Origin of the sequence: Labedella populi (assembly GCF_004078655.1) — a bacterium.
In the GTDB taxonomy this organism is placed as follows: Bacteria; Actinomycetota; Actinomycetes; order Actinomycetales; family Microbacteriaceae; genus Labedella; species Labedella populi.
The window spans coordinates 1,173,642-1,200,390 of record NZ_RZNC01000001.1 but is presented as its reverse complement, the minus strand read 5'-3'; the positions used below and the strand labels follow the sequence as shown (position 1 = coordinate 1,200,390).

Here is a 26,749-nt window from a genome sequence, read left to right as displayed (position 1 = left end):
CGCTGCGCGTCCGATCGAATGCGCGAAGACCGACATCCAACCGGACACCCTCTATTCGTCGAGGATCGAGTCCGGCTGGATGTCGATCTTCGCGCCCGTCAGCTTCGCGGCGAGGCGGGCGTTCTGGCCTTCCTTGCCGATCGCGAGCGACAACTGGTAGTCGGGCACAAGCGCCCGAACCGCCTTGATGCTCTGGTCGAGCACGAAGGTCGACGTGACCTTCGCGGGCGAGAGTGCGTTGCCCACGAACGTCGCGAGGTCCGGCGAATAGTCGACGATGTCGATCTTCTCCGTGCCGAGTTCCTCGGTGACGGCGCGGACGCGACGCCCCATCTCGCCGATGCACGCGCCCTTGGCGTTGATCGCCGGGTCGGTCGCCCGCACCGCGATCTTCGTCCGGTGACCGGCCTCGCGAGCAAGCGACACGATCTCGACGAGACCCGACGCGATCTCCGGCACCTCGAGCGCGAACAGCTTGCGAACGAGCGACGGGTGGGTGCGGGAGACCGTGATCGACGGGCCCTTGAGCCCCTTCGAGACGCTCGTCACGTAGACGCGGATGCGCGATCCGTGTGTGTACTGCTCGCCGGGCACCTGCTCCTCCGGCGGCATGATCGCCTCTATCGTGCCGAGATCGACGTGGATCATCTTCGGGTTCGGGCCCTGCTGGATGACGCCCGCGACGATGTCGCCCTCGCGCCCCTTGAACTCTCCGAGCACCGCATCGTCGGCGATGTCGCGCAGACGCTGGTTGATGACCTGCTTCGCCGCGAAGGCCGCGATCCGACCGAAGTCCTCGGGCATCGTCTCCGACTCGCCGATGACGTTGCCGTCCTCGTCCTTCTCCGGGATGAGGACCGCGACGTGTCCGGTCTTCCGGTCGAGGTGCACGCGCGCATCCGTCGCGTCGCCGCCCGACTGGGTCTCGTTCTTCTGGTAGGCGGTGAGGATCGCCTGCTCGATGATGTGCACGAGTTCGTCGAACGGGATCTCCCGCTCCCGTTCCATCATCTTCAGGACAGTGAGATCGATGTCCACGACGGCCACCTCCATATTCAGCTCTTGCCGACGCGAAACCGCGCGCCGGACTACCTGTCAAGGGTACCCGACCGCATGACCGTCGACACCCCGGAGGACGCGAGCTCCATTCGGCTGAGTTGACGCGGATCAGCGGCGCGAGAGCCCCGTGACGAGGCCGGAGGTCAGGAGAGGCGGAAGCGCGCGACCGCGTCGACGACCTCGGCGATCGTGACGGTCTCACGCTCGCCCGAGCGACGGTCCCAGACCTCGACCGTGCCATCGGCGACACCGCGGCCGGCGATCACGATGATCGGCACGCCGACGAGTTCGGCGTCACCGAACTTCACTCCGGGCGAGACCTTCGGACGATCGTCGTAGAGCACGTCGAGACCGGCCGCCTCGAGCTGGTCCGAGATCCACCCGGCCGTCTCGAAGACGGCGGCCTCCCGGCCTGTCGCGACGAGGTGTACGTCGAACGGCGCGACCTGGGTCGGCCAGATGAGGCCCTTCTCGTCGTTGTTGAGCTCCGCGATCGTCGCGAGGATGCGGGTGATACCGATGCCGTACGAGCCCATCGTGACCGTGACGAGCTTGCCGTTCTCGTCGAGCACCTTGAGACCGAGCGACTCGGCGTACTTGCGGCCCAGCTGGAAGACGTGCCCGAGCTCCATGCCGCGCGCGAGCTCGACGGGGCCGGAACCGTCGGGAGCGGGGTCGCCGACACGTACCTCGGCGGCCTCGACGACGCCGTCCGCCGTGAAGTCGCGACCCGCGACGAGTCCGAAGACGTGCCGGCCCTGCTCGTTCGCTCCCGTGATCCACTCGGTGCCGTCGACGACTCGGGGGTCGACGACGAAGCGGATGCCCGTGCTCGACTCCTCACCGAGGACGGGACCCGCCGGGGACCACGGTCCGATGTACCCCTTCACGAGGCCCGGGTGCTTCGCGAAGTCCTCCTCCGTCGCCGCCTCGACCTCGGCGGGGGCGAACGCGACCTCGACGCGCTTCATCTCGACCTCGCGGTCGCCCGGAAGCCCCACGACGACGAGCGAGCGGTTCCCCTCCAGGTCGGTGAGGGCGAGCACGACGTTCTTCAAGGTGTCCGCGGCCGTCCAGGGGCGGCCGTCCTCGCGCGGGTGCTCGGCGTTCGCCAGATCCACGAGCGTCTGGATCGTGGGCGTGTCCGGCGTGTCGTGCACGATCGCCTCCGGCAGTCCGTCGACGGGCCGTGCCTCAGGGACGACGGTCGTGAACGCCTCGACGTTCGCCGCGTACCCGCCCGCCGAGCGCACGAACGTGTCCTCGCCGATCGGCGTGGGGTGGAGGAACTCCTCGCTCCGCGAGCCGCCCATCGCGCCCGCGTCGGCGTGCACGATGACGTACTCGAGGCCGAGTCGGGCGAAGATCCGCTCGTACGCGTCGCGCTGGCTCTGGTAGCTCGCGTCGAGGCCGGCGTCCGTGTAGTCGAAGGAGTACGCGTCCTTCATCGTGAACTCGCGGCCGCGCAGCAGCCCCGCGCGGGGTCGCGCCTCATCGCGGTACTTGTCCTGGATCTGGTAGATCGACAGCGGCAGGTCTTTGTAGCTCGAGTACAGGTCCTTCACGAGCAGCGTGAAGACCTCCTCGTGCGTCGGCGCCAACAGGTAGTCGGCGCCCTTGCGGTCCTTCAGGCGGAAGAGCGCGTCGCCGTACTCCTCCCAGCGACCGGTCGCCTCGTAGGGTTCACGCGGCAGCAGTGCGGGGAAGTGGACCTCGAAGGCGCCGGCGGCGGCCATCTCCTCGCGCACGATCGTCTCGATCTTCGCCTTCACGCGCAGACCGATCGGAAGCCATGCGAACACCCCCGGCGCCTGGCGCCGGATGTACCCGGCGCGCACGAGCAACCGGTGACTCGTCACCTCCGCGTCGGAGGGATCTTCACGGAGCGTGCGGAGGAAGTATGTCGACAGGCGCGTAACCACGCGTCCATGCTAGTCGGGTGGCGCCGCTAGTCGGGTGGCGCCGCCGCCCGCGGCTGGCCCCGCCTCCGGACGGCCCTCACCAGGGCTTCTCGACGTACTCGCCACCGCCGCGCTGATCGGCGTCCTGATCACGACGCTCCTGCTCCGCCGCATCACCTCGGTCCTCGAGGTCCTCGGTCGGGGATCCCCCACCGGCGTCCGAGTCGGGCGCACCCTGACCCTGCTGACCGTCCTGCCGATCGACCTCGTCCTGTTTGCCCTCCACGCGGTCTCGCGCGTTCTCGAGCCGCTCGCCCGCGTCGGTCGATCCGTCGGACGGCTCCTCTGGCGGTGTCGAGTCGCCCTCCTCCTCGCTGCGGAAGCAGCCGTCCTCCTCTCCCCCGCGGATGACGGCGAGAGCCGTGTCGTAGAGGAGGGAAGCGCCGCGGAGGTACCCGCCTTCGGCATAGATGTCGCCGAGCTCCTCCCAGGCGAGAGCGAGGTTCACACGAACGTCGCACGCCTGATCGTCGGGAGCGAGTTCGAGAGCGACCGAGAGGTCGTCCGTCGCGTCGTTGTACTCCTGGGCGAGCGCCGAGGCGGTGCCGCGGTTGAAGTACGCGATCCACGGTTCGACCACGTTGAGCGTCATGAGGGAATCGCTCGCCGCGATGCTCTCATCGAACCGCCCGCTCTCCGCCGCATCGATCGCGTCCTGCGCCGTGAGGGAGAGGCTCGCGAGCTTGAACGAGATCGCGAGCGCGATCAGGACGACGGGGAGCGACCACCAGAGGAGCCGTCGACGGCGCCGTCGCATCGCCGTCGCCGTGACCCGGCGCTCCGTGCGCGCGGGCGCTCCCGTCCATTCCGTCGCGCCTGTCAGTTCCGTCGCGCCTGTCGGTTCCGTCGCGAGCGTCGGTTGCGCGATCGGCTCAACCACCGGTCATCACCTCCCGTCCATTGCGCCGACCGGGGCCGACGCCCGAACGGAGCACCGTCCGCAGCATCCACCCGAGTTCGAGCACGGCGAGCGCCGTGAGCGGAATGGCGAGCAGCCAGTAGAACTCACCGGTCTCCGCCGGCACCTCGCCACCGCTCTCCACGTCCCCGACCTCGATCCCCGCTGTCGCCGCCGCGACCGATGACTCCGCGTCGCGGTGGACGTACGGGACGCCGAGCTCTCCGGCGATGGTCGTGAGGGCCCGCTCGTCGATGCGGGAGATGGCGTCCTCCCCCGTGGAGTAATCCACGATGTAGGGAGGCTCGGTGCCGTCGTCGTACCCGGTGTAGGAGCGCATCCGACCCCCGCCGTCGGTACCGTAGCCGAGCACGGCTCCCCCATCGATGAACGGGGCGAGAGCCGAGAAGGAGCCGGGCGCCTCGCCGCTCGTCTGCTCCCCGTCGCCGAGGTAGAAGAGCACGCGGGAGCGTTCCGGGTTCTCCTCCGCGTCGGACGCGAGGACGCCGGTGAGGTACTCGACGGGCTCATCGATGCTGCTGCCGGCGGAGTAGGACGTGATCTCCTGCCGCAGCGCACGCGTGGCCTGGGCGAGCGCCGACACGTCGGTCGTGAGCGGCACGCGGTGGACCGTCACGGCGTCGAACGTGATGAGCGAGACGCGCGATCCGACGAGCGCCTGGGCGATCGAGAGCACGTCGTCGCGGACGCCGTCGAGGCGAGGAGCCGAATCCCCCCAGTCCTCGGCGGCCATGCTGCTCGTCGTGTCGACCACGAGGTAGAGGTCGACGTCGCCCGAAGCGGCCGGGGGCAAGGACGACGCGGGGACGCCCGGTCGCAGCGCGATACCGACGAGCAGGAGCACCATCACGAGGCGCGAAGCCCAGAGCAGACGGGATCGGCCGCGCCCGGGCCAGACGAGTTGCGTGAGTGCGAAACCCGCGAGGACGACGCCGAGCACGGCGATGAGCCACACCGGCAGGACGGGGTCGAGGATCATCGACGCAACCTCCATCCCGCGAACATGACGGCCGCGAGTGCCACGAAGCCCGCGAGGACCGGGAGCGTCGGCTCGTCCGTGACGACGAGCACCGGTTCACCCGTGAACCGCTCCGCTTGCCTCTCCTGCACCTGCGCGACGATGCCCGGCACCGCATCGGGGTCCTCGAGGGCCCAGTAGGTGCCGTCCGTCGCCTCGACGACCTGACGCATCTCGTCGGCGAACTCGGCGATGTAGTCGAGGCTTCGCACGTCTCCGGGGTTGAGGCCGAACACGACGACGTCCTTCGACCGCGCGAACTCCCCGGCCTCCGGGAGCGTCATGATCTGTTCTCCCGCGACGTAGTTGTCCGTCGCGAAGACGATCGACCGGGACCGCTGCGTGTCGAGGTCGTCGAAGCGCATGACGCACGACGCGAGGCCGTCGCCGATCATCGATGACCCGTTACCGAGCAGCGTCCCGTTCGCGAACGACCAGTCGGTGTCGGGATCGACGAGGTCGGCGTGCAGCGCGTCGAGCTGCGATCGCGCATAGGCGTAGTCGCTCGTGAGCGGGAACGAGGTGATCGCCGACGCGTTGAAGAGGACGAGACCGATTCGTTCGCCGTCGAACTCCTCCGTGAGCTCCGAGAACGTCTCGACGATCTGCGCGTCGTAATCGATCATCGAGCCCGAGACGTCGAGGCACAGCACGATGTCACGATTGCGGAGCTCCGGCTGCACAGTGGTGAGGCTGACGAGCCGACCGGAGAGCACGGCGCTCGCGGCGACGAGGAGCACGACGGCGACGAGGACCGTCCAGAGCAACGTTCGGTACCGTCGGAGCGCGGACGCGTAGGCGGGGAGCGTCGTGAGCCGGTCGGAGTGCGCGACGGGCACCGCCTCAGCGCTTCGCCGTCGCGCTCGCCGCTGCAGCCAGACGACGATCGCAGCGGTGACGAGCGCGGCGACGAGCCACGCGAGCACGAGCCAGAGGTTGACGAGGGTCACGGCCGCCTCACCACCATGACGCCACGGCTTGGCGGGCGACGTCCGCCGAGCGGTGCACGTCCCCCGTCTCGACACGCGCGAACTCGGCCGGGTAGTAGACGGCGACCGCGTGGGCGATGGCGCCGAGGCGCGCTCGCGTGAGGTCATCGAGCGTCATGACGTCCGCCCGCACACCGGACGACTCCTGCGCATAGAACCTCACGAGGGTCCCGAGCTTCTGGTGCGCCGCCCTCCGCGACAGCCGCCCGGAGTCGTAAGAGGCGACGACCTCGTCCACGAGAGCGAGGTACCGGGCGGTGAGCTCCTCGCGCGAGGGCGCCGGCACGGTGTCGGCGTCCGGCACGGAGACGACCTCGGTCGCGCGACGGGACGACCACCAGACGAAGACGTACCACGCCACCACGAGGGTCACGAGCGTGAGCGCGATCGCCATCCACCCCCACCAGTACTGGGCGAGCGGGTTGTACCCGACCTCATCGCCGAGCATGATTGTGCGCCTCGATGAGTCGGAAGAGCGTCGGCACGACCTCGTCGTGGCGAGTGATGCGGACGTGCGAGATCGCGAGCGCGTCGAGACGCTCGTCGCGCGCCGCATCGCGGACTCGCTCGGCCTCCTCGAACGCGGCGCGCAGCCGTCGGTCTCGACGCAGGAAATCGGGGATCCCGCTGTCGTCTGCCACGTCGAACATGGGCGACGTCGCCCACTGCGCCGCCATGACGTCGGCGTCGCCCACGGTGATCCAGAGGATCTCGTGCTGCACGGTGAGGCGGCGGACGAGTGCGGCCGTCTCCTCATCGACGGCCGCATCATCCGCGACGATCACGAGCAGCATGCGCCGGCGCACGGTCCGGACGACGCGCTCGAGCACGGCCCGGAGATCGCTCCGCGCACCGTCGAGGCGCGCACGCTCGACGACCACCTGGAGGATGCGCTCGAGGTGCGACTCGGCGCCCTTCGGCTCGACGAGACGGACGCCGCCGGCGTCGCCGGCGATGAGCCCGACCCGGTCGCCGTGGCGCACCGCGATGTAGCCGAGCGCGCCGGCGGCGAGGACCGCGACATCCCGCTTCGGTTCCCCGCCGGCGGCGACGGCCGCGAGGTCTCGACCGGTGTCGACGACGAGCATCATGGTCTGTTTGCGGTGGGCGATGAATTGCTTCGTGAGCGGATAACCGGCCCGGGCGGTCGCCTTCCAGTCGATGTCGCGGATCTCGTCACCGGGGACATAGGGGCGGATGTCGTCGAATTCGTGGCTCTTCCCCCGGAAGATCGACGCGTATTCGCCGTCGAGCATGCCGCGGACGCGGCGGTGCGCTCGGATCGAGAGGGTCGTCTTCACCCGCGTGAGCAGCGCGGTCACGATGGACTCACGGCACCTGGACGACGCCGAAGATCGCGTCGATGATCGCTTCCGGGCGGACGTCGTCCGCGATCGCCTCGAAGCCGAGGATGATGCGGTGCCGCAGCACCTGGTGGCGGTACGCCTTCACGTCCTCGGGGATGACATGCTCCCGGCCGGAGAGCAGCGCGAGCGCGCGTGCCACGGTCGCGAACGCGATGCTCGCCCGCGGACTCGCACCGTACTCGACGTAGGACGCCATCCGCTCGGGGAGGTAGGAGGCAGCGTTCCGCGTGACGTACACGGTCTGCACGATGTACGCGAGGATGGCCGGGTCGAGGTAGATGCGGGGGACGAGCGACTGCAGGTACAGCACGTCGTCTACGCTCACGCGAGGTGCTCGCCCGTCATGCGAGTAGACGCCGGCGTTGACCCGACGCACGATCTCGGCCTCCTCGGCGATCGTGGGGTAGTCGAGGACCTCCTTGATGAGGAAGCGGTCGAGCTGCGCCTCGGGGAGGTGGTACGTGCCCTCCTGCTCGATCGGGTTCTGCGTCGCGAGCACGAGGAACGGGTTCGGCAGCGCGTAGTCGACTCCGCCGATCGACGTCTGCTTCTCCTGCATCGCCTCGAGCATCGCCGACTGGGTCTTCGCGCTCGAACGGTTCACCTCGTCGAGGAGGACGAAGTTCGCGTGCACGGGGCCGAGTTGAGTCCGGAACTCGGCCGTTCTCGGGTCGTAGATCTGGGTGCCGACGATGTCCGACGGGAGCAGGTCGGGAGTGCACTGGATGCGCCGGAAGCTGCCGCCGACCGCATCCGCGATGGTCTCCGCTGCCGTCGTCTTCGCGAGCCCGGGGACGCTTTCGAGCAGGACGTGCCCACCCGTGAGGAGAGCGACGAGGAGGCTCGTGCGCAGACTCGACTGACCGACGACCTTCTCGTCGAAGCGGGAGGCGATCGCACCGATGATGCCGCGTGCCCGCTCGAGTTCCTCGCGCGTCACGGTGGACGTGGTCGTGGGCTGCTCGATCACGGCGTGCTCCCCGGTTCGTTGCTGTGCTCGGGCGTCGCTGCCAGAGAATCGTCGGTCCAGTCTAGGTGGCGATTCTGCGAGCGTGCGTCGTTACCGCGAGGGCTCCAGATCGGGTGCGAGGGCGCCAGGTCTACGTGTAGACCTCGGACGGGTGTAGCCCCTTGGGTTAGGGGGCGCCGACCGAGACGGTGGGGGTGCCCGTCGAGGTGTCGTCCGCGGGGAGTTCCGCGGCCAAGCGGTTCGCCTCACGGATGAGGGTGGCGACGATGTCCGACTCCGGCACGGTCGCGATGACCTCGCCCTTGACGAAGATCTGCCCCTTGCCGTTGCCGGACGCGACGCCGAGGTCCGCCTCACGGGCCTCGCCCGGGCCGTTGACGACGCAGCCCATCACGGCGACCCGGAGCGGGACCGACATGCCCTCGAGCCCCGTCGTGACCTCCTCGGCGAGCGAGTACACGTCGACCTGGGCGCGACCGCAGCTCGGGCACGAGACGATCTCGAGCTTGCGCTCCCGGAGGTTGAGGGACTGCAGGATCTGCAGGCCCACCTTGACCTCCTCGACCGGCGGCGCCGAGAGGGAGACCCTGATCGTGTCACCGATGCCCTCGGCCAGGAGGATCCCGAACGCCGTGGCGCTCTTGATCGTGCCCTGGAAGGCCGGGCCGGCCTCCGTCACCCCGAGATGCAGAGGCCAGTCGCCGCGCTCGGCGAGGAGGCGGTACGCCTTCACCATGACGATCGGGTCGTTGTGCTTGACGGAGATCTTGAAGTCGTGGAAGTCGTGCTCCTCGAACAGGCTCGCCTCCCACTGCGCGCTCTCCGCGAGCGCCTCGGGCGTCGCCTTGCCGTACTTCTGCAGGAGACGCGGATCGAGCGAACCGGCGTTGACGCCGATGCGCAAGCTCACGCCGGCATCTTTCGCCGCCTTCGCGATCTCGCCGACCCGATCGTCGAACTTGCGGATGTTGCCCGGGTTGACGCGCACGGCCGCGCACCCGGCGTCGATCGCCGCGAAGACGTAGTTCGGCTGGAAGTGGATGTCTGCGATGACCGGGATCTGGCTCTTCTTCGCGATGATCGGGAGCGCCTCGGCGTCGTCCCTGCTCGGCACGGCGACGCGCACGATGTCGCAGCCCGCGGCCGTGAGTTCCGCGATCTGCTGCAGCGTCGCGTTGATGTCCGGCGTCGGCGTCGTCGTCATGGACTGGACGCTCACGGGGGCGTCTCCACCGACGAGCACGCTTCCCACGCGGATCTGGCGGGACTTGCGGCGGGGGGCGAGGACGTCCGGGACGCTCGGCATCCCCAGGTTCACGGCTGGCACGCTGTCATCCTACGCGCGGGCGACGGACAAGCGGCCGGATGACGGAACCCGCCACCCGGCCAGCCGACGCGATCAGCCGACGGGCGGACGCGTCGCCCGGAGCACCTCCAGCCGCGCGCGGTACTCGACCTCGTCGATGTCACCGTTCGCGAACCGCTGGGCGAGCACGCCCTCCGCAGCGGCGGTCGGCGCCGCTTGTCGTGCCGCAGCCCACGGCGGACCGCCGTGCCGCCACCGGCGACCGATGAGCGTCACCACGACGACGAACAGGGCGAACCACAGGAGCGGGACGAGCACGACGAGCCAGCCTGGCCCGCCCTGCCAGCCTCCCCCGGGATGGGCGACGACGCTCGGAGCGAGCGTCGCGAATTCGGCGAGTGCGATGGACATGGGGTTCTCCTCGATCCGTCCGGACGGAGGTCGTCCGGTGTCGGTATCGACTCTCGCCGGGACGCCGCCATCTCGAATCCGCCGCCGGGACCCTTCCCGCTACGCCCTCCGGAGGAGGGGCCGACACCGTCAGCCGACGGCTCAGTCCCGCTCCCCCGGTGTCACGAGTCCCGTCTCGTACGCCGTGACGACGAGCCGCGCCCGGTCGCGCGCTGAGAGTTTCTGCATGATGCGGGAGACGTGGGTCTTCGCCGTCAGTGGGCTCATGAAGAGCCGCCGGCCGATCTCGTCGTTGCTGAGCCCCTCGCCCACGAGAGCGAGCACCTCGCGCTCGCGTTCCGTGAGCGGGGCGAGCACCCGGGAGTCGAGGACGGGCCGTGAACCCGCCGCGACGCGCTCCAGCAGCCTGCGGGTGACGCCGGGCGAGAGCAGGGCGTCGCCCGAGGCGACCACGCGCACCGCCCGCAACAGTTCGACGGGTTCCGTGTCCTTGACGAGGAAACCGCTCGCTCCTCCCGCGATCGCCCGTGCGACGTACTCGTCGAGTTCGAACGTCGTCACGATGACGATGCGCACCCCGGCGAGGTCGCCGTCACGCACGATCTGCTCGGTCGCCCACAGCCCGTCGCCGTCCGGCATGCGGATGTCGACGAGCATCACGTCGGGTCGCTCCCTCCGGGCGACGGCGACCGCCTCCCGTCCGGTCGCCGCTTCGCCGACGACGGCGATGTCGGGCTCGTTGTCGAGGAGCGCCCGGAAGCCCGCCCGCACGAGGTGCTGGTCGTCGGCGACCACGACGCGGATCATGCCGTGGCTCCGAGAGGCAGGCTGGCGCTGACGAGGAAGCCTCCGGACGGGGCGGCACCGGCGGTGAGCCCGCCGCCCGAGAGCGCCGCCCTCTCGCGCATGCCGAGGATGCCGTTGCCCTCCGTCGCCCCGTCCGGCCCACGACCATCGTCCGCGACACTCACGACGACGGCACCGCCCTCGATCCGCGCCCGCACCTCGACCCGTGCGGCGCCCGAGTGCCGTACGACGTTCGTGAGCGCCTCCTGCACGATGCGGTACACGGCGGCTCCGACCGTCGTGGACACCGTCTCCGTGATGTCCGGCGCCACGTCGACCGACACCTCGATGCCGCTTCGACGGACCCCGTCGACGAGCGAGTCGACGTCCGCGAGTCCCCGGGCGGGAGACGTCGGCACGTCGTCGTCCCCCCTGAGCACCCCGAGCACCGAGCGGACCTCGTCGAGCGCGTCCTTGCTCGTCGACTTGATCGAGGCCAACGCGGCTCGGGCCTCCTCCGGCTTCACGTCCATGAGGTGCAGACCGACCCCCGCCTGAACGGAGATCTGGGAGAGCGAATGAGCGAGGACGTCGTGGAGCTCCCGGGCGATGCGCACGCGTTCGGCCTGCTCGGCCGACTGTCGACGCTGCGCGGCGAGTCGACGGAATTCGACGGCACGCTCGCGGCGCTCGCGGACCGAGACGCCGACGAGGACGAGGACGAGGAGCGCGACGGTCGAGAGCACGATTCGGCCCGGGGGCCACTCGTGACCGAGCGCCGGAGCGAGGACGAGGACGCCGACCCACGCGCTCGCGATCGAGGCGACGACCCACGTCCGCGCACCCCGGACGATCCCGAACACGACGGCGAAGGCGAGCGAGACGGGGGGCGGGCCGGGCTCCGGCGCGATCAGCAGGTCCACGGCGGTCGCGAGGGCGACGACGGCGGCGACAGGACCGGGGTGACGGCGGGCGCCGAGGAGCGCGAGCGGGCCGACGACCGCCACGGTCATGGCCACAGCGGCGGCTGGCGCCGGGAGACCGAGAAGGCGGACCACGACCGCCGTGCCGACCCCCTGGACCACGAGTGAGAAGACGACGGGGAACCACAGGCGGGCTCGGGCGGAGGCACGCCGCCACGGCGGCGCGTCGTCGAAGCGCGACGACCCCTGCCCATCCGGCCACGTCATGCTCGAATCCTACGGATCCCGCCGGTCGCGGGCATCAGCTCCGCGTCGCGATCCCCGCTCGCCGGCTACTCCCTCGGGAGTAGCGGGCCCTCGAGAGTAGCGGGCCCTCGTCCGGCGGTCAGCCGAAGAGGTTCACGGGTTTGACGATGTCTGCGTAGATGAGCAGGAGGCTCATCGCCCCGAGCACGATCACGACACCGAAGGTGAGCGGCATGAGCTTGGCCGAGTCGACGGGCCCCGGATCGGGCTTCCGGCGCAGCTTCGCGAAGCCTCGACGCACGGCCTCGAAGAGCGCCGTGATGATGTGACCGCCGTCGAGCGGCATGAGGGGGACGAGATTGAAGACGAAGAGCGCGACGTTGAGGGACGCGAGCATGCCGATCATCGTCGCGGCCTTGCTCGCGATGGGCACCTCGTCGAGGGCCGCGACCTCCCCGGCGATCCGGCCGACACCGACGACGCTCATGGGCCCGTTCGGATCGCGCTCACCGGGCCCGAACGCGGCCTCGGCGACGTCGACGAGTCGCTGCGGCAGGTTGAGGATGAGGTGGACCATCGAGCCGAGCGCGTTCCCGACGGTCGGGAGCACCGCCGTCGCGGGCTGCTGGACGAGGGCTGACGTCGGCGAGATGCCGGCGAACCCGACCTCCTCGACGACGGGCTCCCCGTTCGCCTCGACGGGTTGGTTGTTCTCGTCGTAGACGTAGCGCTCGGTCAGGAGCGGAGTGAGTCTGAGGGTCACGTCTTCGCCGTCGCGATCGACGACGACCGAGAGGGTACGACCGGCCGACTCGCGGATGACCGCTGTCGACTCCTCCCACCCGTCGATGGGCTCACCGTCGATGCTCACGATCGTGTCGCCCGGCTCGAAGCCGGCTGCGGCCCCCGGAGCGACCGGATCGCCGTCGGCGCACGTCGTGCGCTCCGACGTCGCGGGCAGCGCGCACTGCGAGACGGCGCCGACGGTCGTCGTCGCTTGCGCGGTCCCGAAACCCATGAGGAGCACGGCGAACAGGACGACGGCGATCACGAGGTTCATGAACGGCCCGCCGAGCATCACGACGACGCGTTTCCACACCGACAGCCGGTAGAACGCGCGCTCCTCGTCCCCCGCCCCGATCGTGTCGGCGCTCGCCTGCCGCGCGTCCTGCACGAGCGTGTCGAAGTAGCGAGCGCGCGTGCTCGGCTGCTGAGCCTGAGGACTCGTCGACAACTGCTGGAAGAAGCCGGTGCTCGACTCGACCGCGCGCTCCCCCGGGGCCTTGGGTGGGAACATGCCGATCATCGAGATGTACCCGCCGAGCGGGATGGCCTTCACGCCGTACTCCGTCTCGCCCCGGCGACGCGACCAGATCGTGCGACCGAACCCGATCATGTACTGCGTGACGCGCACGCCGAAGAGCTTCGCGGGAACGAGGTGGCCGACCTCGTGGAGCCCGATCGACACGACGAGGCCCACGACGATGATCAACACGCCGAGCAGATAGAGCAGGACCGATTCCACTCGCACACGATACAGCCGCCGCCTTCCACGAGCCTGTCGCGCGGCTGTGAGACTATGGATGTCCTCCCGGGCGGTCGCTCCGGAGGTCGAGAGGGCAAGTGAGGCGCAGTGGATTCGTACGGACCCGCGGCGATGCGCCCCACCTCGATCCGATCCGTCCCACTGTCGGCCCTCGAGCGCGGTTTCGACCTCCGTCGGGTACGCGGACTCGGCTCCGGTGATCCGTTCGTCTCGGGCGTCTCGATCGACGGATCCGCCGTCGTCCAGGGCGATCTCTACATCGGTCTGCCCGGTGCCCGGCATCACGGCGCCGCGTTCGCCGGTCAGGCCGTCGAGGCGGGCGCCGTCGCGATCCTCACCGACGACGACGGCATGCTGCTGCTCGAGCGTGGGATCGGCGTCCCGGTCCTCGTCCGGGACCGCCCGCTCCGTCCGCTCGTCGGCGATCTCGCGGCAGCGGTCTACGACACCAGCTCCCTCGACCTCCCGTTCTTCGCGGTCACCGGGACGAACGGCAAGACGTCGACGACGCACTTCCTCGAGGCCGTCCTCGCCGGGATGGGGCTCGTCCCGGGCGTGAGCTCGACGGCGGAACGTCGCATCGGAGCGACCGTCATCCCCTCGAAGCTCACGACTCCGGAGGCTGCGGAGCTGCACGGGATCGTCGCCCGGATGGCGGAGCTCGGTGCCCGGTCCCTCGTCATCGAGGTGAGCGCCCACGCCCTCACCCGCCACCGTGTCGACGGTTTCCTCTTCGACGTGTCGGCCTTCACGAACCTCAGCCACGACCACCTCGACGATTACGCCGACATGGACGAGTACCTCGCGGCGAAGGTCGAACTCTTCCGGTCCTCGCGGTCCCGGCGTGCGGTCGTCAACCTCGACACCCCGGCCGGCGCCACGGTCGTCGAACGCGCGGAGGTCCCCGTCGCGACCATCGCCACGGTGACGGAACCGGGCGCCGAGACGGCCGCCGACTGGGTGGTCGAGATCACGGAGGAATCGCTCGACCACACGGCCTTCGTCGTTCGGCACGCGGTGCACGGCTCGCTCGCCGCGCGCGTCCCCGTCGTCGGCCGACACATGGCGGCGAACGGCGGCCTCGCGATCGCGATGCTCGTCGAGGCCGGCCACAGCATCGACGAGATCTCCCGCGCGCTCGGCGCCGACGGGCTCATCGACGCGGACCTGCCGGCCCGAGCCGTGCGGATCCCCTCAGGCTCGGGACCGACCGTGTTCATCGACTCGGGGCACAGCCCCGACGCCTTCGAGAAGACCCTCGCCTCGTTGCGCCGGCTGACGGCCGGTCGCCTCATCGCCGTGATCGGTGCGAACGGCGACCGCGACACGACGAAGCGGGCGGACATGGGCGCGGCTGCCGCGCTCGGCAGCGACCTCGTGGTGGTGACGGACCACCATCCCCGCGGTGAGGACCCCGCCGTCATCCGCTCGGCCGTCGTCGCGGGGGCTCTCGCAGCGCGACCGGGGGCCGATGTCCGTGACATCGCCGACCCCGCGAGCGCCATCCGCTCCGCCGTGTCCGCCGCCTCGGAGGGCGACGTCGTCGTCTGGATGGGACTCGCCGGAAAGGACCACCGCGAGCTCGACGGGACGACGGTGCCGTTCTCGGTCCCCGGCGAGACCACGGCGGCCCTCCGCGAGTCCGGCTGGCTCTGAAGCAGCAGCGTCAACAGCAGCGTCAGCGCGAGGAGATGACGGACCGCGCTTTCCTGCGCGCCCGCGACTCCGCTTCGGCGAGCGCCTCCCGCGTCACCTCGTCGACACCGTCGTGCGCGTCGACGACGCAGCGGATCGTGTCGACGATGTCGAGGTAGCCGATCGCGCCGTCGTGGAACGCGTCGACGGCCTCCTCATTCGCGGCGTTGAAGACGGCCGGGAACGTGCCGCCGGCGCGTCCGACGGTCTTCGCGAGGTCGAGGGCGGGGAAGGCCACGGCATCGAGCGGCTCGAAGGTCCACGAGCTCGCGGTCGTCCAATCGAGCGGCCGTCCGATACCCGCGACGCGGTGCGGCCAGTCGAGGCCGAGCGAGATGGGCAGTCTCATGTCGGGGGGCGACGCCTGCACGATGCTGCTGCCGTCCACGAACTCCACGAGCGAGTGCACGATCGACTGCGGGTGCACGACGACGTCGATGCGCTCGTAGGGGACGTCGAACAGGATGTGGGCCTCGATGACCTCGAGGCCCTTGTTGACGAGGGTCGCCGAGTTCGTCGTGACGACGCGCCCCATGTCCCAGGTGGGGTGCGCGAGCGCCTCCGACGGCGAGACGTTCTCGAGCTGGGAGCGGCTCCGCCCCCGGAACGGCCCGCCCGAGGCCGTGAGCACGAGGCGCCGGACCTCCGACGGATCACCGGAGCGCAGCGCTTGGGCGATCGCCGAGTGTTCGGAATCGACCGGGACGATCTGTCCCGGACCGGCGAGACGCTTCACGAGATCGCCGCCCACGATGAGCGATTCCTTGTTCGCGAGGGCGAGGGTCCGACCGGTTTCGAGAGCCGCGAGGGTCGGACCGAGACCCACGGAGCCCGTGATGCCGTTGAGGATGACATCGGCGTCGACGCTGCGGACGAGACGCTCGGCGTCATCGGCACCGAGCGCCGTCTCGTCGACGGAGAATGCCGCTGCTTGTGCGGCGAGACCGTCGCGATCGTGACCGGCCGCGAGGCCCACGACCTCGAAGCGCTCGGGATTCGCCCGGATCACGTCGAGCGCTTGGGTCCCGATGGAGCCCGTGGATCCGAGAATGACGACGCGACGCATGCCGTCAGGCTAACGCCCGGTGGGCGAGCGCACGACCGGCCGCCACGTCAGTCGGTGCCGGCCGCGGGGACGGTGCTCGTCGCGAGGATGTCGACGACGAAGACGAGGGTGTCGGTGCCTTCGATGCCGGCTTGCGAGTTCCCCGCTTCGCCGTAGCCGAGAGCCGGCGGGATGACGACGATCACCTGGCTGCCGACCTGCTGCCCGACGAGGGCCTGCTTGAAGCCCGGTACCACCTGTTCGGTGTTGAAGGACGAGGGGGTGCCCCGGTCCCAGCTGCCGTCGAAGACCTCGCCGGTGCGCCAGATGACACCTTCGTACTGCACGGTGACGTTGTCGCCGGCGGCCACCGTGTCGCCGTCGCCCTGCGTGAGCACCGCGAGCTGGAGCTCGGTGGGGGCGTCGGAGTCCGGGATGGTGACGGTGGGGGCTCCCGAGTCGTCGAGTTCGACCTCCGGCAGCCCGGGCGTCGGATCGACCGGGGTCCCCGTCGCTCGCGTCGGCAGGATCGACACGATGTCCGCGACGATGACGATGGAGTCACCGGGAGCGACCTCGCCGCCTTCCGAGCCCTGGTCGCCGAAGGCGTCGGCCGCCGGGACGACGGAGACGATGCGTGAACCGACCGCCGCGCACTCGATCGTGCGGACGAGGCCCGGAATGAACTGGCTGTCATCCACCGTGATCTGCTGCGCGGTGCCCTCGCCGTAGGCCGTCTGGGAGAATTGGGTCCCGGTCGCGGCGCCGTAGACGGTGAGTTCCACACCCACCGTATCGCCGGGCTTCGTCTCGTCTCCGTCGCCCTCGACGACCGTGCGTCGCTCGGTCGTGTCGACCGTCACGGGCGTGGGGATCTCGACGGTGGGAGCCGCGCCGATGTCGTCGCTCACCGAGACGGACTCGACGGCGTCTCCCGTGGAGGTGTCGGCGCAGGTCGCGGAGGCCGAGCCCGCGGACGGGGCCGGTGTGCTCTCGCCCGGAGCCGGCGCGCCGGCGCAGGCTGCGAGGACCAGGACCGACGCCGGGATCGCGGCGAGAAGGGACAGGGAACGACGACGCATGAGAGAACCTTCGGTGGGGACGGTGTCCCCCGAGTCTGCCGCATGAAGGTGACGGAAGCCTGCACGCGAGCCCGTCGGTGGCGGAGCCCGGGGCACCGCGATCGGCACTCCCTCGAATGGAGCCATGCCGGACACGGCATAGCGCCTGCCGTACTGTCGTTGCGTGCCCGAGACCGAAGACATCGATTCCCCCAGCGGCGACATCGGTCGCCCCGGCCTCGTCTACTGGCTCGGCCGAGCGATCCTCCGTCCCGTCGTCCGGATCCTCTGGCGTCCCCGTATCGAGGGCCGCCGCAACGTCCCGAAGCACGGCCGTGTCATCTTCGCGAGCAATCACCTGTCGTTCATCGACAGCGTCGCCATCCCGGTCGCGGCTCCCCGCCCCGTGCAGTTCCTCGCCAAGTCCTCGTATTTCGAGGGCACCGGGGTTTCGGGGTGGGTGAACCGCACGTTCTTCGGGGCCATCGGTGCGGTGAGTGTCGACCGCCACTCGGCTCAAGCCGCGCAAGCCGCCCTCGATCAGGGCAAGCGCATCCTCGAGACCGAGAGCGCGTTCGCCATCTACCCGGAGGGCACCCGCTCCCTCGACGGCCGCCTCTACAAGGGACGGACCGGCGTCGCGTGGCTGGCGCTGTCGACGGGAGCCGTGGTCGTCCCCGTCGGTCTCGTCGGCACCGACGAGGTCATGCCCGTGGGGTCGACACGCCCGCGCTTCAAGCGCATCACGGTGCGTTTCGGGGAGCCCATCGACGTGTCGCACCTCGGCCCGGCCGAGTCCGGGAAGGCGCGTCGGCTCGCGACGGACGAGATCATGGCCGCGATCCACGGGTTGAGCGGCCAGGAGCTCGCCGGTGTCTACAACGAGGCGCCGCCGGCGGACGCGATGGAGAAGATCAAGCGCGCCGTGCTGCGCCCGGAGCGGCTCTGACGCCGCTCCGGCGGACCCGATCCCACCGTCTGCGACGACCGGGTCTCACGCGGTGACGCTGCCGACCCCCGGGCTCTCGGCGACGAGGATCGTCGGTTCGTGGCGCACCGGGAAGTTGACCGAATTGGCGATGAAGCACAACCGGTGGGCCTCGGCGTGGGCTGCGGTGGCGGCCTCGACCATCTCGGCGGACGCGACGGTGACCACGGGACGCAGGAGGACGTCGGTGAAGGCGCCGCTCGCCGCGCCGTCCTCCGTGAGCGTTCCGACGGCCGCGTCCCGGTAGTCGGTGACGACGACGCCGGCCGTGACGGCGGCGTAGAGGTAGGAGAGCAAGTGGCATTGGGCGAGAGCGGCGAGCAGGAGCTGCTCGGGGTTCCAGCGCTCGGGGTCGCCTCGGAACGGCTTGTCGGCTGAGCCGGCGATGGGATCGGCGGCGATACTGCGGATCTCGACCTGCCGGGAGTAGTCGCGGTAGCCGCTCGTCCCCGTTCCGAGGTTGCCCTGCCAGTCGATGTCGACGGTGTACTCGTGTGTCCCGGGCATGCCACCAGTGTTCCACAGTGCACCGCACTGGAGGGGTCTGACGTGTCGCCCGCCGGTCGCGATGCGCGCCGCGGATAGGCTGGAGCGTCGCCGGTCGGGCCCGGCACGAAGGGAGAGCGGATGTCGTCGCCAGGGACGTTCACACCGGCGGAGGCCGTCGAACTCGCCGTCGTCGAGAGGTCGGGATTCGTCGAGTCCCGCCACATCGGCTCGGCGGTGGTCCTCTCTCCCGACGGGACCGTCGCGCAGAGGTTCGGCTCGCCCGATGCGCCCGTCTTCCCGCGGTCGAGCCTCAAGCCGTTCCAGGCCCTCGCGGTTCTGAACGCCGGTGTCCCCCTCCGCGACGAGCACGCGGCGCTCGCGACGGCGAGCCACGCCGGCACCTCTCGCCACGTGTCGGTGGTCCGCGCGATGCTCGCGTCGGCCGCGTTGAGCGAGGACGCGTTGCAGTGCCCGGCGGACTGGCCGTCGGATCGACGTGCGCGTGACGAGGTGGTGGCCGCCGGACTCGGGCCGTCGCGCGTCGCCATGAATTGTTCCGGCAAGCACGCCGCGATGCTGCTCGCGTGCGTCGCGAACGGGTGGCCCGTCGATTCCTACCTCGATGCGGCCCATCCGATGCAGGCCGCCGTCCGCGACACCGTCGAACGCCTCACGGGCGAGCGTCCCGCCGCCACGGCGGTCGACGGGTGCGGAGCGCCCGTGCTCGCCATCGGCCTCACGGCGCTCGCCCGCGGGATCCAGAAGATCGCGACGTCCTCGCTCTCGTCTCCGTTCGCGCTCTACCGCAACGCCGCCATCATCGTCGACGCGGTTCGCCGTCATCCGTGGGCCCTCGACGGCGTCGGGCGGGACAATACGGTCGTGATCGAGCGGCTCGGGGTGTTCGCGAAGGGCGGCGCGGAAGGCGTCATGGTCATGACCGCTCCCGACGGAACCACCGTCACGTCGAAGACACTCGACGGGAGCTCGCGAGCGGCGACGGTCGTGGCGCTGGCACTGCTCGTCGATGCCGGAGCCCTCGAGGCGTCGGCGGTCGACGAGGTCGTGCCGGAACTGCACCTCGACGTCCTCGGCGGTGGCGCTCCCGTCGGGCGCATCCGCTCGGTCGTCGGCCGCTGACCGACCTCGAGCGCTCACCCTCTCCGTCACCCCCTCCGTGGTCCTACCCCGCGAGCCCGCGCTCCGGCCGGGTACGTTCCGGCTCGGTCGACGCCGGAGTTCGCGCCGTCGCCGAGCGGAGGCCGTGGCGTGACATGCCCGGTGATCCGCTCGCCTCCGCGGCGGCGTTCACCCTCCGGCCCATCCCTTCGCGCGCCCTCTCCCCCGCCCGCGTGCTCTCCCCCGCCCGCGACGACCCGTTCTGCCGTGACACCACACTCACCCGTGACGCCCCGCTCTCACGCACCGTCCCGCTCTCCTGCGCCGCCTCCTCCTCGCTGTCCGCATCGAACGAGACGCGGGCGACGCGACCGTCAGGGCGGAGCAACCAGGCCCGGGACGCGCCCGGGGCGATCCACGGCGGAAGCTCCGATCGCCGGGTGAGGGCCCGGAACTCGGACACGCTCGCGTCCTCGAGCACAACGGCCGCAGTGGACCGGAGGGTGGACAGCAGCGCCCATTGCTGCTGCCAGGCGTCGGCCTCCCCGATGACGACGGTCGGACCGCGCCCCACTGTCAGGTCATCGACGCGCAGAGTCCCTTGCGTCGGCGCTCCGAGCACCACGACGTTCTCGACGCCCCGCTGACGCGCCCAGCGCACACGAAGAGTGGGACGGCGGGTGACCACCATGAGGAGCCCGGGCCGGAGCGGTACGCCCGGAGCCGGCCGGGCGTCGACCACGGACGACTGGGCGGCACCGGGATCTGCGACCTGCATTTCGTGCCCCCTCCACGTGCCGCTGCCCGGTCGCCGATCCCGACGGTAGGTGGCGCCGTCCCCTCCCGACAGCACGTGCTCCTGCTTGCTCACCGCGCCGAGCCGGAGGGTGGATCCGACGAGCGAGGCGAGCGCGAGGACGTCACCCGTGGCACGGTGCGCGGTGAGGACGACGTGAACACCCCGCGGCGGACCTGCCCGCAGGATCTCGGCGAGATCATCACGAGCCTTTCGCGCGTAATCGTCGCCCCACCGCGCGAGCAGGAGATCGAGGTCGTCGATCAGTACGAGCGTCCGAGTCGTCGCGCGGTCTCCTCGGCGGACGTGATCCGCGAGCGACTGCAGCGCGTCCCACGCCGCCTCGGGGTCCGTCGGCAGCCGCTCCAGAACCCAGCCTGTGCGGGACTGCATGGCGAGCACCCTGAGGAGCGACGAGGACCCCCGCCCGGAGGCTCCGAGCACGAGGAGGTGCCCGTCCTCCTCCGGCCGGTACCAGGCGACGGGTTGGCGTTGCTCGGCGGGAAGGTCGAGGAGACCGAGTCGGAAGCCGTCACCGTCGTCGTTCCCCCCGTCGGTCGCGCTCGCCCCGGTGAGGCTCTCGAGCGGGATGCGGGCGGGCAGCGGATCGAGCCACGGACGGTGCAGGTCGGCCGCGGGCGGCAGCGCGGCGAGCGCGGCGACGTGGGCGTCCGCTGTCGTCGCGATCTGCGCGACGACCGCCGGGCGGCCTCCGAGCGCGGCGATCACCCGACCGGGTTGCGACGGCGGCAGCTCCGCCGCATCAGCCGCACCCACGACGGCCACGCTGTCGCCGGAGTTGTTCACGCGCAGGCTGATGCGGATGTCGCAATTGGCCAGGACGCCGTCGCGGACCGCAGAGGCGGGTCGTTGCGTACAGAGCACGAGGTGGACGCCGAGGGAACGTCCCCGCGCGGCGACGTCGACGAAGACGGCGTGGAGGTCCGGGAAGGTGTCGATCATCGCGGCGAATTCGTCGACGATGATCACGAGTCGCGGCAGGGACCCGGTGGTCGCGTCACGGATGTCGCGGAATCCGGACTCCTGCAGCCACCGCTCCCGATGACGCACTTCTGCTCGCAAGCTCTCGAGCGCTCGGCCCGCCGTCGCCTCGTCGAGGTCCGTCACGAGGCCGGCCACGTGGGGGATGCCCGTGAGGCCGCCGAACGTCGCTCCCCCCTTGAAGTCGAAGAGGAGCAATGACACCTCGTCCGGAGGGGCGGAGGACGCGAGCGCGACCGCCCACGTGATGAGGAGCTCGCTCTTGCCGCTCCCCGTCGTTCCGCCGATGACCGCGTGGGGCCCGTCGGCCACCAGATCGACGACGAGAGGGCCGTCGGCGCTCGCACCGAGAGGGACGGCAAGCCGGTGCACCGACGCGCGCTCGGCCGACGGCAACTCGTCGAAGCGCAGGCTCGCGGGCGGCTCCTTCCGTGCCTGTGCAAGACCCAGCGCGAGGGCGTCGGCCTCCATGGCCGCGGCGAAGCGGCGCGCGTCGGGGGCGGACACCGGATCCGGTCGGGCCGGGACACCGCCGACCGCGTCCGCGCGACGCCAGCGCACGCAACCGGGCGATTCGCACTCGACGATCTCCACGCACGTCGACGGCAGCTCCGCGACTGACGCTGCGACGACGATCCGCATATCGGCGGTGTCGAGCCCGCCGTCCCCCTCCGCCGTCCGCTCCGTCACGCTCAGGGTGGACGGCCCCGCGGTGGGCGTGCGTGTGGGTCGCCCACCCGTGGCGGGCCGACTGGCGAGGTGAGGGAGGACACGGAATTCCTCCCATCCCGCCGACGGCATCGATACGACCGTGAGTGACTCGGGGCCTGCCGCATGGGCGAGTTGCACGAGCAGGCCGCGCGCGACGGCGCGCGCCAAGGGCAACGGTCCGACGACGCCGATCCCCTGCCGTGCGTCGACGACGACGGGAACGCCGTCGACGGTCCTGGCGCGCTCTCGCAGCGGTGCGTTCGACGGGTCGTCGGCCCCGTCGACCTGGAGGCCACTCACGGCCGATCCGACGCCGATGCTCACCAACGACGATCGGTCGCGTGGGACCCGCCACCGCGCGTCGGTACGTCCCGACGCCACGATGAGCCGGGCGGCGGGGTGCTCAGTGGCCCGGCGTCGGCGCTCGTCCTCGTGGGCGAGCGAGACGGCGTCCTCCGCCGCGCTCAGGGCGCTCGCGTACCGCGCCCGGGCCGCGCGATGGCGGCGTCGTCCGCCGAGACCTGCATCGAGATATCCGGAGACGGCCATGACGGGGCCGAATGCCGCGAACATGAGCGCGAACGGCGACCGCGTGACCGCCCACATCGCGAGTGCGACGACGACGGGGGCGATCGTCGCGAGGACCGGGAAGGGGTGGGACTCGCGGGCCGGCGGCGCTGAGGGCAGTGTGATCCGGGCGGGGGTCGGCGACAGGGACGTGCTCGAGGTCGGCATGACCGGAGTCCATCAGGTCGCGGGGCACCGTCGCGGCGAGCGGGCTGAACCGGTGCGATCGTCCGATGGTCGATGGCCTGTGGACGGCGGTCCGGCGGACGGAGTCGTCAGCCAGCCGGATCGACGGCGGGAGCCGCCGTCGGAGCCGTGTCGTCGTCGAGGTCGAGCACGTCGAGCACGATGACGGAGATGTTGTCCCGTCCTCCGTTCTCGACGGCGGCGTCGAGAGCAGCCTCGCCGCCTCCTCCGGAGTCGTCCCGAGCAGGAGGTAGTGCCGGATGCCGTAATCGGTCAGTTCTTTCGTGAGCCCGTCCGAGCAGATGACCCAGCGGGCGTCAGCCTCGATCCCGACCGTGATGTAGTCGGGGACCGGATCCTCGGAGAATCCGACGGCACGCGTGATGACGTTGCCGTGGGGATGCGAGTCGGCCTCGTCGGGGGTGATGGCACCGATCGCGATGAGCTCCTGCACGACCGAGTGGTCGACGGTGACCTGGGACAACACGTCGCCGTCGAGACGGTACACGCGGGAGTCACCGATGTTGAAGACGGTCCACTCCGCTCGCTCGCCGCTCCGCCCGAAAACGAGTCCCGTCACGGTCGTCCCCGTGCCGGGCGAGACGTCCTCCACCGACTCCGCGAGGTCCGACACCGCGAGACGCAGAGCGTCCTCGATGCCCTCCGGCGAGACGTCGTCGGAGGTCGTCGTGGCGAGTTCCTGCAGACGCCTCGTGACCGCGGCGCTCGCGACCTCCCCCGCCGTGTAGCCGCCCATGCCATCGGCCACGGCGAGGATCGGGAACTCCACGACGAGCGAATCCTGGTTCACTTCGCGCCGCCGACCGCTGTCGCTGATGGCCGCCCATCGGAGGTCCACCTGCCGGCCGTTCCCCGCGTCGACGACGCGGGAGGACGCGAACGCGATGGTCTCGGTCACCGGTGAACCCTTCGAGATCGTTCGGCGCCGGAGGGAGCGCCTTCCTGAGAATCTTAGCGGCGAGTCGGAGTGGCGCCGTCCACCTCGCGCCGTCGGCGGGCGATCAGGCGAAGATGTCACCGATGGCGGTGATGTCCTCCTCGGACGCGTCCCACGCCGTCGCCGCTTCCGCGTTCTGGGCGATCTGCTCCGGTCGCGTCGCCCCCGCGATGACGCTCGTGAGCGCCGGCTGCGCGAGGAGCCATGCGATGGTCGCCTGCAGCATCGTGACGCCCCGTTCGGAGCAGAACGCCTCGAACGTCTCGATCGCGTCCCACGGGGCGTTCTCGAGGAGGTGAGGACGCTGACGCATGATGCGTGAGTCGCTCGGGCCGCCGGACCGCGAGAACTTGCCGGTGAACAGGCCGTTGTAGAGGGGGAAGTACGGAAGGAACCCGAGACCGTACTCGTCGAGGGCGGGGAGCAGCTCCGTCTCGGCGTCCCGGACGATGAGGCTGTACTCGTTCTGCGCGGACACGAAGCGGGAGACGCCGGCCGACTGCGCCGCCCAATCGGCCTCGACGGCTTGCCAGGCGGCGAAGTTCGAATGCCCGATGTAGCGCACCTTGCCCTCGGTGACGAGTTCGTCGAGCGCCGCGAGCGTCTCCTCGATCGGGGTGATCGGATCCGGCGTGTGGAGCTGGTAGAGGTCGATCCAGTCGGTCCGGAGGCGGCGGAGCGAGGCCTCGACCGCGAGCCGAACGTAGCGACGGGAGCCCTTCGCCCCCCAACTCGGAATGCCCGCGTCGAATCCGCTGTGGCCGAACTTCGTCGCGATGACGACGTCGTCTCGACGACCCACGAGGCTATTGCCCATGAGGGTCTCGCTCAGCCCGGCCTCCTTGCCGTACATGTCGGCGGTGTCGAAGAAGTTGACCCCGGCATCGACGGCGGCATGGACGACGGCGTCCGTCCCTTCCTGCGTCTCGGTGACGGTGCCGGCGCGCCCGAAGTTGTTGCAGCCGATCCCGACGGTGGAGACCATGAGACCGGACGGGCCGAGGGGACGGTATTCCATGTGTGCCATGGTCATAGGCTAGCCGCGCTGGCGACGGTGGTGCGAAGTCGCTCGACCCGTCGTCCACAAGCGGCAGGTGCGTTTCGTCCGCGCCGGTCGCTGGATCGGCGGTGCAAGCGGGAGACGCCGTTTGTAGTGTCGAGACATGGACACACCCCCGACCTCACGACCCGACGAGACAGCGGACCGTCTGTCACGGACCGACAGCGCGCGCCGGGTCGAGCGGCCCACCACGATCGCCGGTGACGATGGCCGCAGACGCTGCGCGTGGAGCGGCGACGACGCGGAGTACCAGCGCTATCACGACGAGGAATGGGGTCGCCCGCTCCGGAGCGATCGGGAGCTCTTCGAGAAGATCAGTCTCGAAGGCTTCCAGGCGGGACTGTCGTGGATAACGATCCTCCGCCGGCGGGAAGCGTTCCGAACCGCCTTCCTCGGTTTCGATCCGGAGGCCGTCGCACGAATGGGAGACGAGGACGTCGTGCGCCTCATGGGCGACTCCGCGATCATCCGGAACCGGCGGAAGATCGAGGCGACCATCACGAACGCCCGGGCGGTCATCGCCCTCGACGAGCCGTTGTCGAGCGTCGTGTGGCGATTCGCGCCCGCCGCCGGTACCCGACCGCGCCCGCGGTCCTGGAGCGAGGTACCCGCCACGAGCGCGGAGTCGACGGCGCTCAGCGCCGAGCTCAAGGCGCGCGGATTCCGCTTCGTCGGGCCGACCACGATGTATGCGCTCATGCAGTCCGGTGGACTCGTCGACGACCACGTCGTGGGCTGTTGGCGCGCCGACGAGACCGACGCCGGCTCAGCCGGCCCGTGATGCGGTGCTCGCGAGCGCCTCATCGGGCACGACGAGGTCCCACTCCCCCGCGACCACCCCCGGCCGGAGCACGAAGCCCGCTGTCCCCGCCCACGCCGCGAGGTCCTCGATACTGTCGACGTCGATGCCGCTCTCGAGCACGGCCCGCGTGAAGAGACCTTTGGTCTTCTTGTTGAAGTGGTTGAGGGCTCGGCGGTGGCCCGAGCCGTCGACGGAGACGACCCGGATGTAGACGGAGCGATCAGTGTCGCGTATCGGGCCGAGAGCGGCGTAACCCTCCGAGCGCAGATCGACGACGAGGCCTCCCCGGCTCTCGATCGCACGTCCGGCCGGCTCGGCCCACGTGGGCGCCAGCCGGACGCCCGGCAGATTCGACGAGTGAGACAACCGATAGGCGGGAATGGGATCGAGCGCCCCGATCGGGCCGAAGAGCGCCGACTGGATCACGACGAGCCTTCCGGCGGCCTCGCGGGCCTGTTCCGGGAGAGACCGGGCGTCGAGAGCGTCGTAGAGCACCCCGGTGTAGCGGTCGACGGCGGGAAGGGTCGCCGAGCGACGCACCGCACGATTGACCGCGACCTCCCCGTGCCCCTGCGGACCGAGCTTGAGCGCGCGGATGGCGGCGTCCCGATCGCGGGACAGCTCCGCCAGGCCCGTCAGGACGCGCGACCGCACCGACGTGAGCTCCGGAAACGACAGTCCCCGCAGCAACAACGAACGCCCCGTGCCTCCCTGCACCTTCGTCTCGGACGGAGGGAGCAGAAGCAGCACGGGGCGTTCGGTGGTCGGA

The 26,749-nt window shown here is 70.4% G+C and carries 24 protein-coding genes; 4 read left to right on the top strand and 20 right to left on the bottom strand.

Features of this window, described 5'->3' with window-relative positions; genetic code table 11:
• Positions 1-51 precede the first annotated feature (51 nt).
• The 13 genes from nusA to ELQ92_RS05625 all read right to left on the bottom strand — a co-directional run bounded on the left by nusA (position 52) and on the right by ELQ92_RS05625 (position 13,480).
• Positions 52-1,038: a transcription termination factor NusA gene (gene nusA / locus ELQ92_RS05680; RefSeq protein WP_128497948.1), complete on the bottom strand. Its 987-nt coding sequence runs from the start codon at positions 1,036-1,038 to the stop codon at positions 52-54.
• Positions 1,039-1,202: 164 nt separating this feature from the next.
• Positions 1,203-2,981 carry a proline--tRNA ligase gene (locus ELQ92_RS05675; RefSeq protein WP_128497947.1) on the bottom strand — a complete coding sequence of 593 codons (1,779 nt, stop codon included), beginning with the start codon at positions 2,979-2,981 and terminating at the stop codon, positions 1,203-1,205.
• A 76-nt stretch (positions 2,982-3,057) separates the two neighbouring features.
• Positions 3,058-3,900 (bottom strand): hypothetical protein, encoded by an 843-nt coding sequence (locus ELQ92_RS05670; RefSeq protein WP_128497946.1) that lies wholly within the window; start codon positions 3,898-3,900, stop codon positions 3,058-3,060.
• Entirely contained in the window at positions 3,893-4,918 is a 1,026-nt protein-coding gene (locus ELQ92_RS05665) for a vWA domain-containing protein (protein ID WP_166426717.1), read from the bottom strand. Before ELQ92_RS05665 ends, ELQ92_RS05670 begins: the two co-directional genes overlap by 8 nt.
• Positions 4,915-5,907, bottom strand: coding sequence for a vWA domain-containing protein (locus ELQ92_RS05660; protein ID WP_166426716.1), 993 nt, complete (start codon positions 5,905-5,907; stop codon positions 4,915-4,917). Before ELQ92_RS05660 ends, ELQ92_RS05665 begins: the two co-directional genes overlap by 4 nt.
• A gap of 7 nt (positions 5,908-5,914) precedes the next feature.
• A complete protein-coding gene (locus tag ELQ92_RS16240; RefSeq protein WP_166426715.1) occupies positions 5,915-6,394 on the bottom strand; it encodes a hypothetical protein in 480 nt (159 codons plus the stop codon).
• On the bottom strand, positions 6,381-7,268 hold the full coding sequence (locus ELQ92_RS05655) for a DUF58 domain-containing protein (protein ID WP_128497943.1): 888 nt from the start codon (positions 7,266-7,268) through the stop codon (positions 6,381-6,383). The genes ELQ92_RS16240 and ELQ92_RS05655 overlap by 14 nt, the downstream gene beginning before the upstream one ends.
• 7 nt (positions 7,269-7,275) lie before the next feature.
• Positions 7,276-8,280 (bottom strand): AAA family ATPase, encoded by a 1,005-nt coding sequence (locus ELQ92_RS05650; RefSeq protein WP_128498060.1) that lies wholly within the window; start codon positions 8,278-8,280, stop codon positions 7,276-7,278.
• Positions 8,281-8,449: 169 nt separating this feature from the next.
• Positions 8,450-9,589 carry a flavodoxin-dependent (E)-4-hydroxy-3-methylbut-2-enyl-diphosphate synthase gene (gene ispG, locus ELQ92_RS05645; RefSeq protein WP_128498059.1) on the bottom strand — a complete coding sequence of 380 codons (1,140 nt, stop codon included), beginning with the start codon at positions 9,587-9,589 and terminating at the stop codon, positions 8,450-8,452.
• Positions 9,590-9,682: 93 nt separating this feature from the next.
• The gene (locus ELQ92_RS05640) at positions 9,683-10,000 is read right to left on the bottom strand and encodes an SHOCT domain-containing protein (RefSeq protein WP_208004223.1); all 318 of its coding nucleotides are present in this window, start codon (positions 9,998-10,000) and stop codon (positions 9,683-9,685) included.
• A gap of 141 nt (positions 10,001-10,141) precedes the next feature.
• Positions 10,142-10,807, bottom strand: coding sequence for a response regulator (locus ELQ92_RS05635; RefSeq protein ID WP_128497942.1), 666 nt, complete (start codon positions 10,805-10,807; stop codon positions 10,142-10,144).
• The gene (locus tag ELQ92_RS05630) at positions 10,804-11,976 is read right to left on the bottom strand and encodes a sensor histidine kinase (RefSeq protein ID WP_128497941.1); all 1,173 of its coding nucleotides are present in this window, start codon (positions 11,974-11,976) and stop codon (positions 10,804-10,806) included. The genes ELQ92_RS05635 and ELQ92_RS05630 overlap by 4 nt, the downstream gene beginning before the upstream one ends.
• A 118-nt stretch (positions 11,977-12,094) precedes the next feature.
• Complete coding sequence (locus ELQ92_RS05625; RefSeq protein ID WP_243694876.1) at positions 12,095-13,480, bottom strand: M50 family metallopeptidase; 1,386 nt, start codon at positions 13,478-13,480, stop codon at positions 12,095-12,097.
• 108 nt (positions 13,481-13,588) lie between these two features.
• Here ELQ92_RS05625 and ELQ92_RS16570 point away from each other — a divergent pair, with 108 nt between their 5' ends.
• Positions 13,589-15,157: a Mur ligase family protein gene (locus ELQ92_RS16570; RefSeq protein ID WP_243694875.1), complete on the top strand. Its 1,569-nt coding sequence runs from the start codon at positions 13,589-13,591 to the stop codon at positions 15,155-15,157.
• A 22-nt stretch (positions 15,158-15,179) separates the two neighbouring features.
• On the opposite strand, the gene dxr is transcribed toward ELQ92_RS16570, so the two are convergent.
• Both dxr and ELQ92_RS05610 read right to left on the bottom strand, forming a co-directional pair.
• Positions 15,180-16,262: a 1-deoxy-D-xylulose-5-phosphate reductoisomerase gene (gene dxr, locus ELQ92_RS05615; RefSeq protein ID WP_128497939.1), complete on the bottom strand. Its 1,083-nt coding sequence runs from the start codon at positions 16,260-16,262 to the stop codon at positions 15,180-15,182.
• A 47-nt stretch (positions 16,263-16,309) separates the two neighbouring features.
• A complete protein-coding gene (locus ELQ92_RS05610; protein WP_128497938.1) occupies positions 16,310-17,323 on the bottom strand; it encodes an FKBP-type peptidyl-prolyl cis-trans isomerase in 1,014 nt (337 codons plus the stop codon).
• A gap of 163 nt (positions 17,324-17,486) precedes the next feature.
• Between ELQ92_RS05610 and ELQ92_RS05605 the strand changes: the two genes are divergently transcribed.
• Positions 17,487-18,251: a lysophospholipid acyltransferase family protein gene (locus tag ELQ92_RS05605; protein WP_128497937.1), complete on the top strand. Its 765-nt coding sequence runs from the start codon at positions 17,487-17,489 to the stop codon at positions 18,249-18,251.
• Between the two features lie 45 nt (positions 18,252-18,296).
• Here ELQ92_RS05605 and ELQ92_RS05600 read toward each other — a convergent pair whose 3' ends face one another.
• Complete coding sequence (locus tag ELQ92_RS05600) at positions 18,297-18,797, bottom strand: OsmC family protein (protein WP_128497936.1); 501 nt, start codon at positions 18,795-18,797, stop codon at positions 18,297-18,299.
• A gap of 120 nt (positions 18,798-18,917) precedes the next feature.
• Between ELQ92_RS05600 and ELQ92_RS05595 the strand changes: the two genes are divergently transcribed.
• Entirely contained in the window at positions 18,918-19,919 is a 1,002-nt protein-coding gene (locus ELQ92_RS05595; RefSeq protein WP_128497935.1) for an asparaginase, read from the top strand.
• A 43-nt stretch (positions 19,920-19,962) separates the two neighbouring features.
• Here the strand turns inward: ELQ92_RS05595 and ELQ92_RS05590 are convergent, their stop codons facing one another.
• The 3 genes from ELQ92_RS05590 to ELQ92_RS05580 form a co-directional block, all read right to left on the bottom strand.
• Entirely contained in the window at positions 19,963-22,167 is a 2,205-nt protein-coding gene (locus tag ELQ92_RS05590) for an FtsK/SpoIIIE domain-containing protein (RefSeq protein ID WP_243694896.1), read from the bottom strand.
• Between the two features lie 643 nt (positions 22,168-22,810).
• Positions 22,811-24,079 (bottom strand): PP2C family protein-serine/threonine phosphatase, encoded by a 1,269-nt coding sequence (locus tag ELQ92_RS16565; protein ID WP_243694874.1) that lies wholly within the window; start codon positions 24,077-24,079, stop codon positions 22,811-22,813.
• A gap of 103 nt (positions 24,080-24,182) precedes the next feature.
• Positions 24,183-25,145: an aldo/keto reductase gene (locus ELQ92_RS05580; RefSeq protein ID WP_128497933.1), complete on the bottom strand. Its 963-nt coding sequence runs from the start codon at positions 25,143-25,145 to the stop codon at positions 24,183-24,185.
• Between the two features lie 136 nt (positions 25,146-25,281).
• Between ELQ92_RS05580 and ELQ92_RS05575 the strand changes: the two genes are divergently transcribed.
• Positions 25,282-25,959, top strand: a complete 678-nt coding sequence (locus ELQ92_RS05575; RefSeq protein ID WP_128497932.1) for a DNA-3-methyladenine glycosylase I — start codon at positions 25,282-25,284, stop codon at positions 25,957-25,959.
• Here the strand turns inward: ELQ92_RS05575 and ELQ92_RS05570 are convergent.
• Positions 25,945-26,730, bottom strand: coding sequence for a YaaA family protein (locus tag ELQ92_RS05570; protein ID WP_128497931.1), 786 nt, complete (start codon positions 26,728-26,730; stop codon positions 25,945-25,947). The genes ELQ92_RS05575 and ELQ92_RS05570 overlap by 15 nt on opposite strands.
• Positions 26,731-26,749 lie beyond the last annotated feature (19 nt).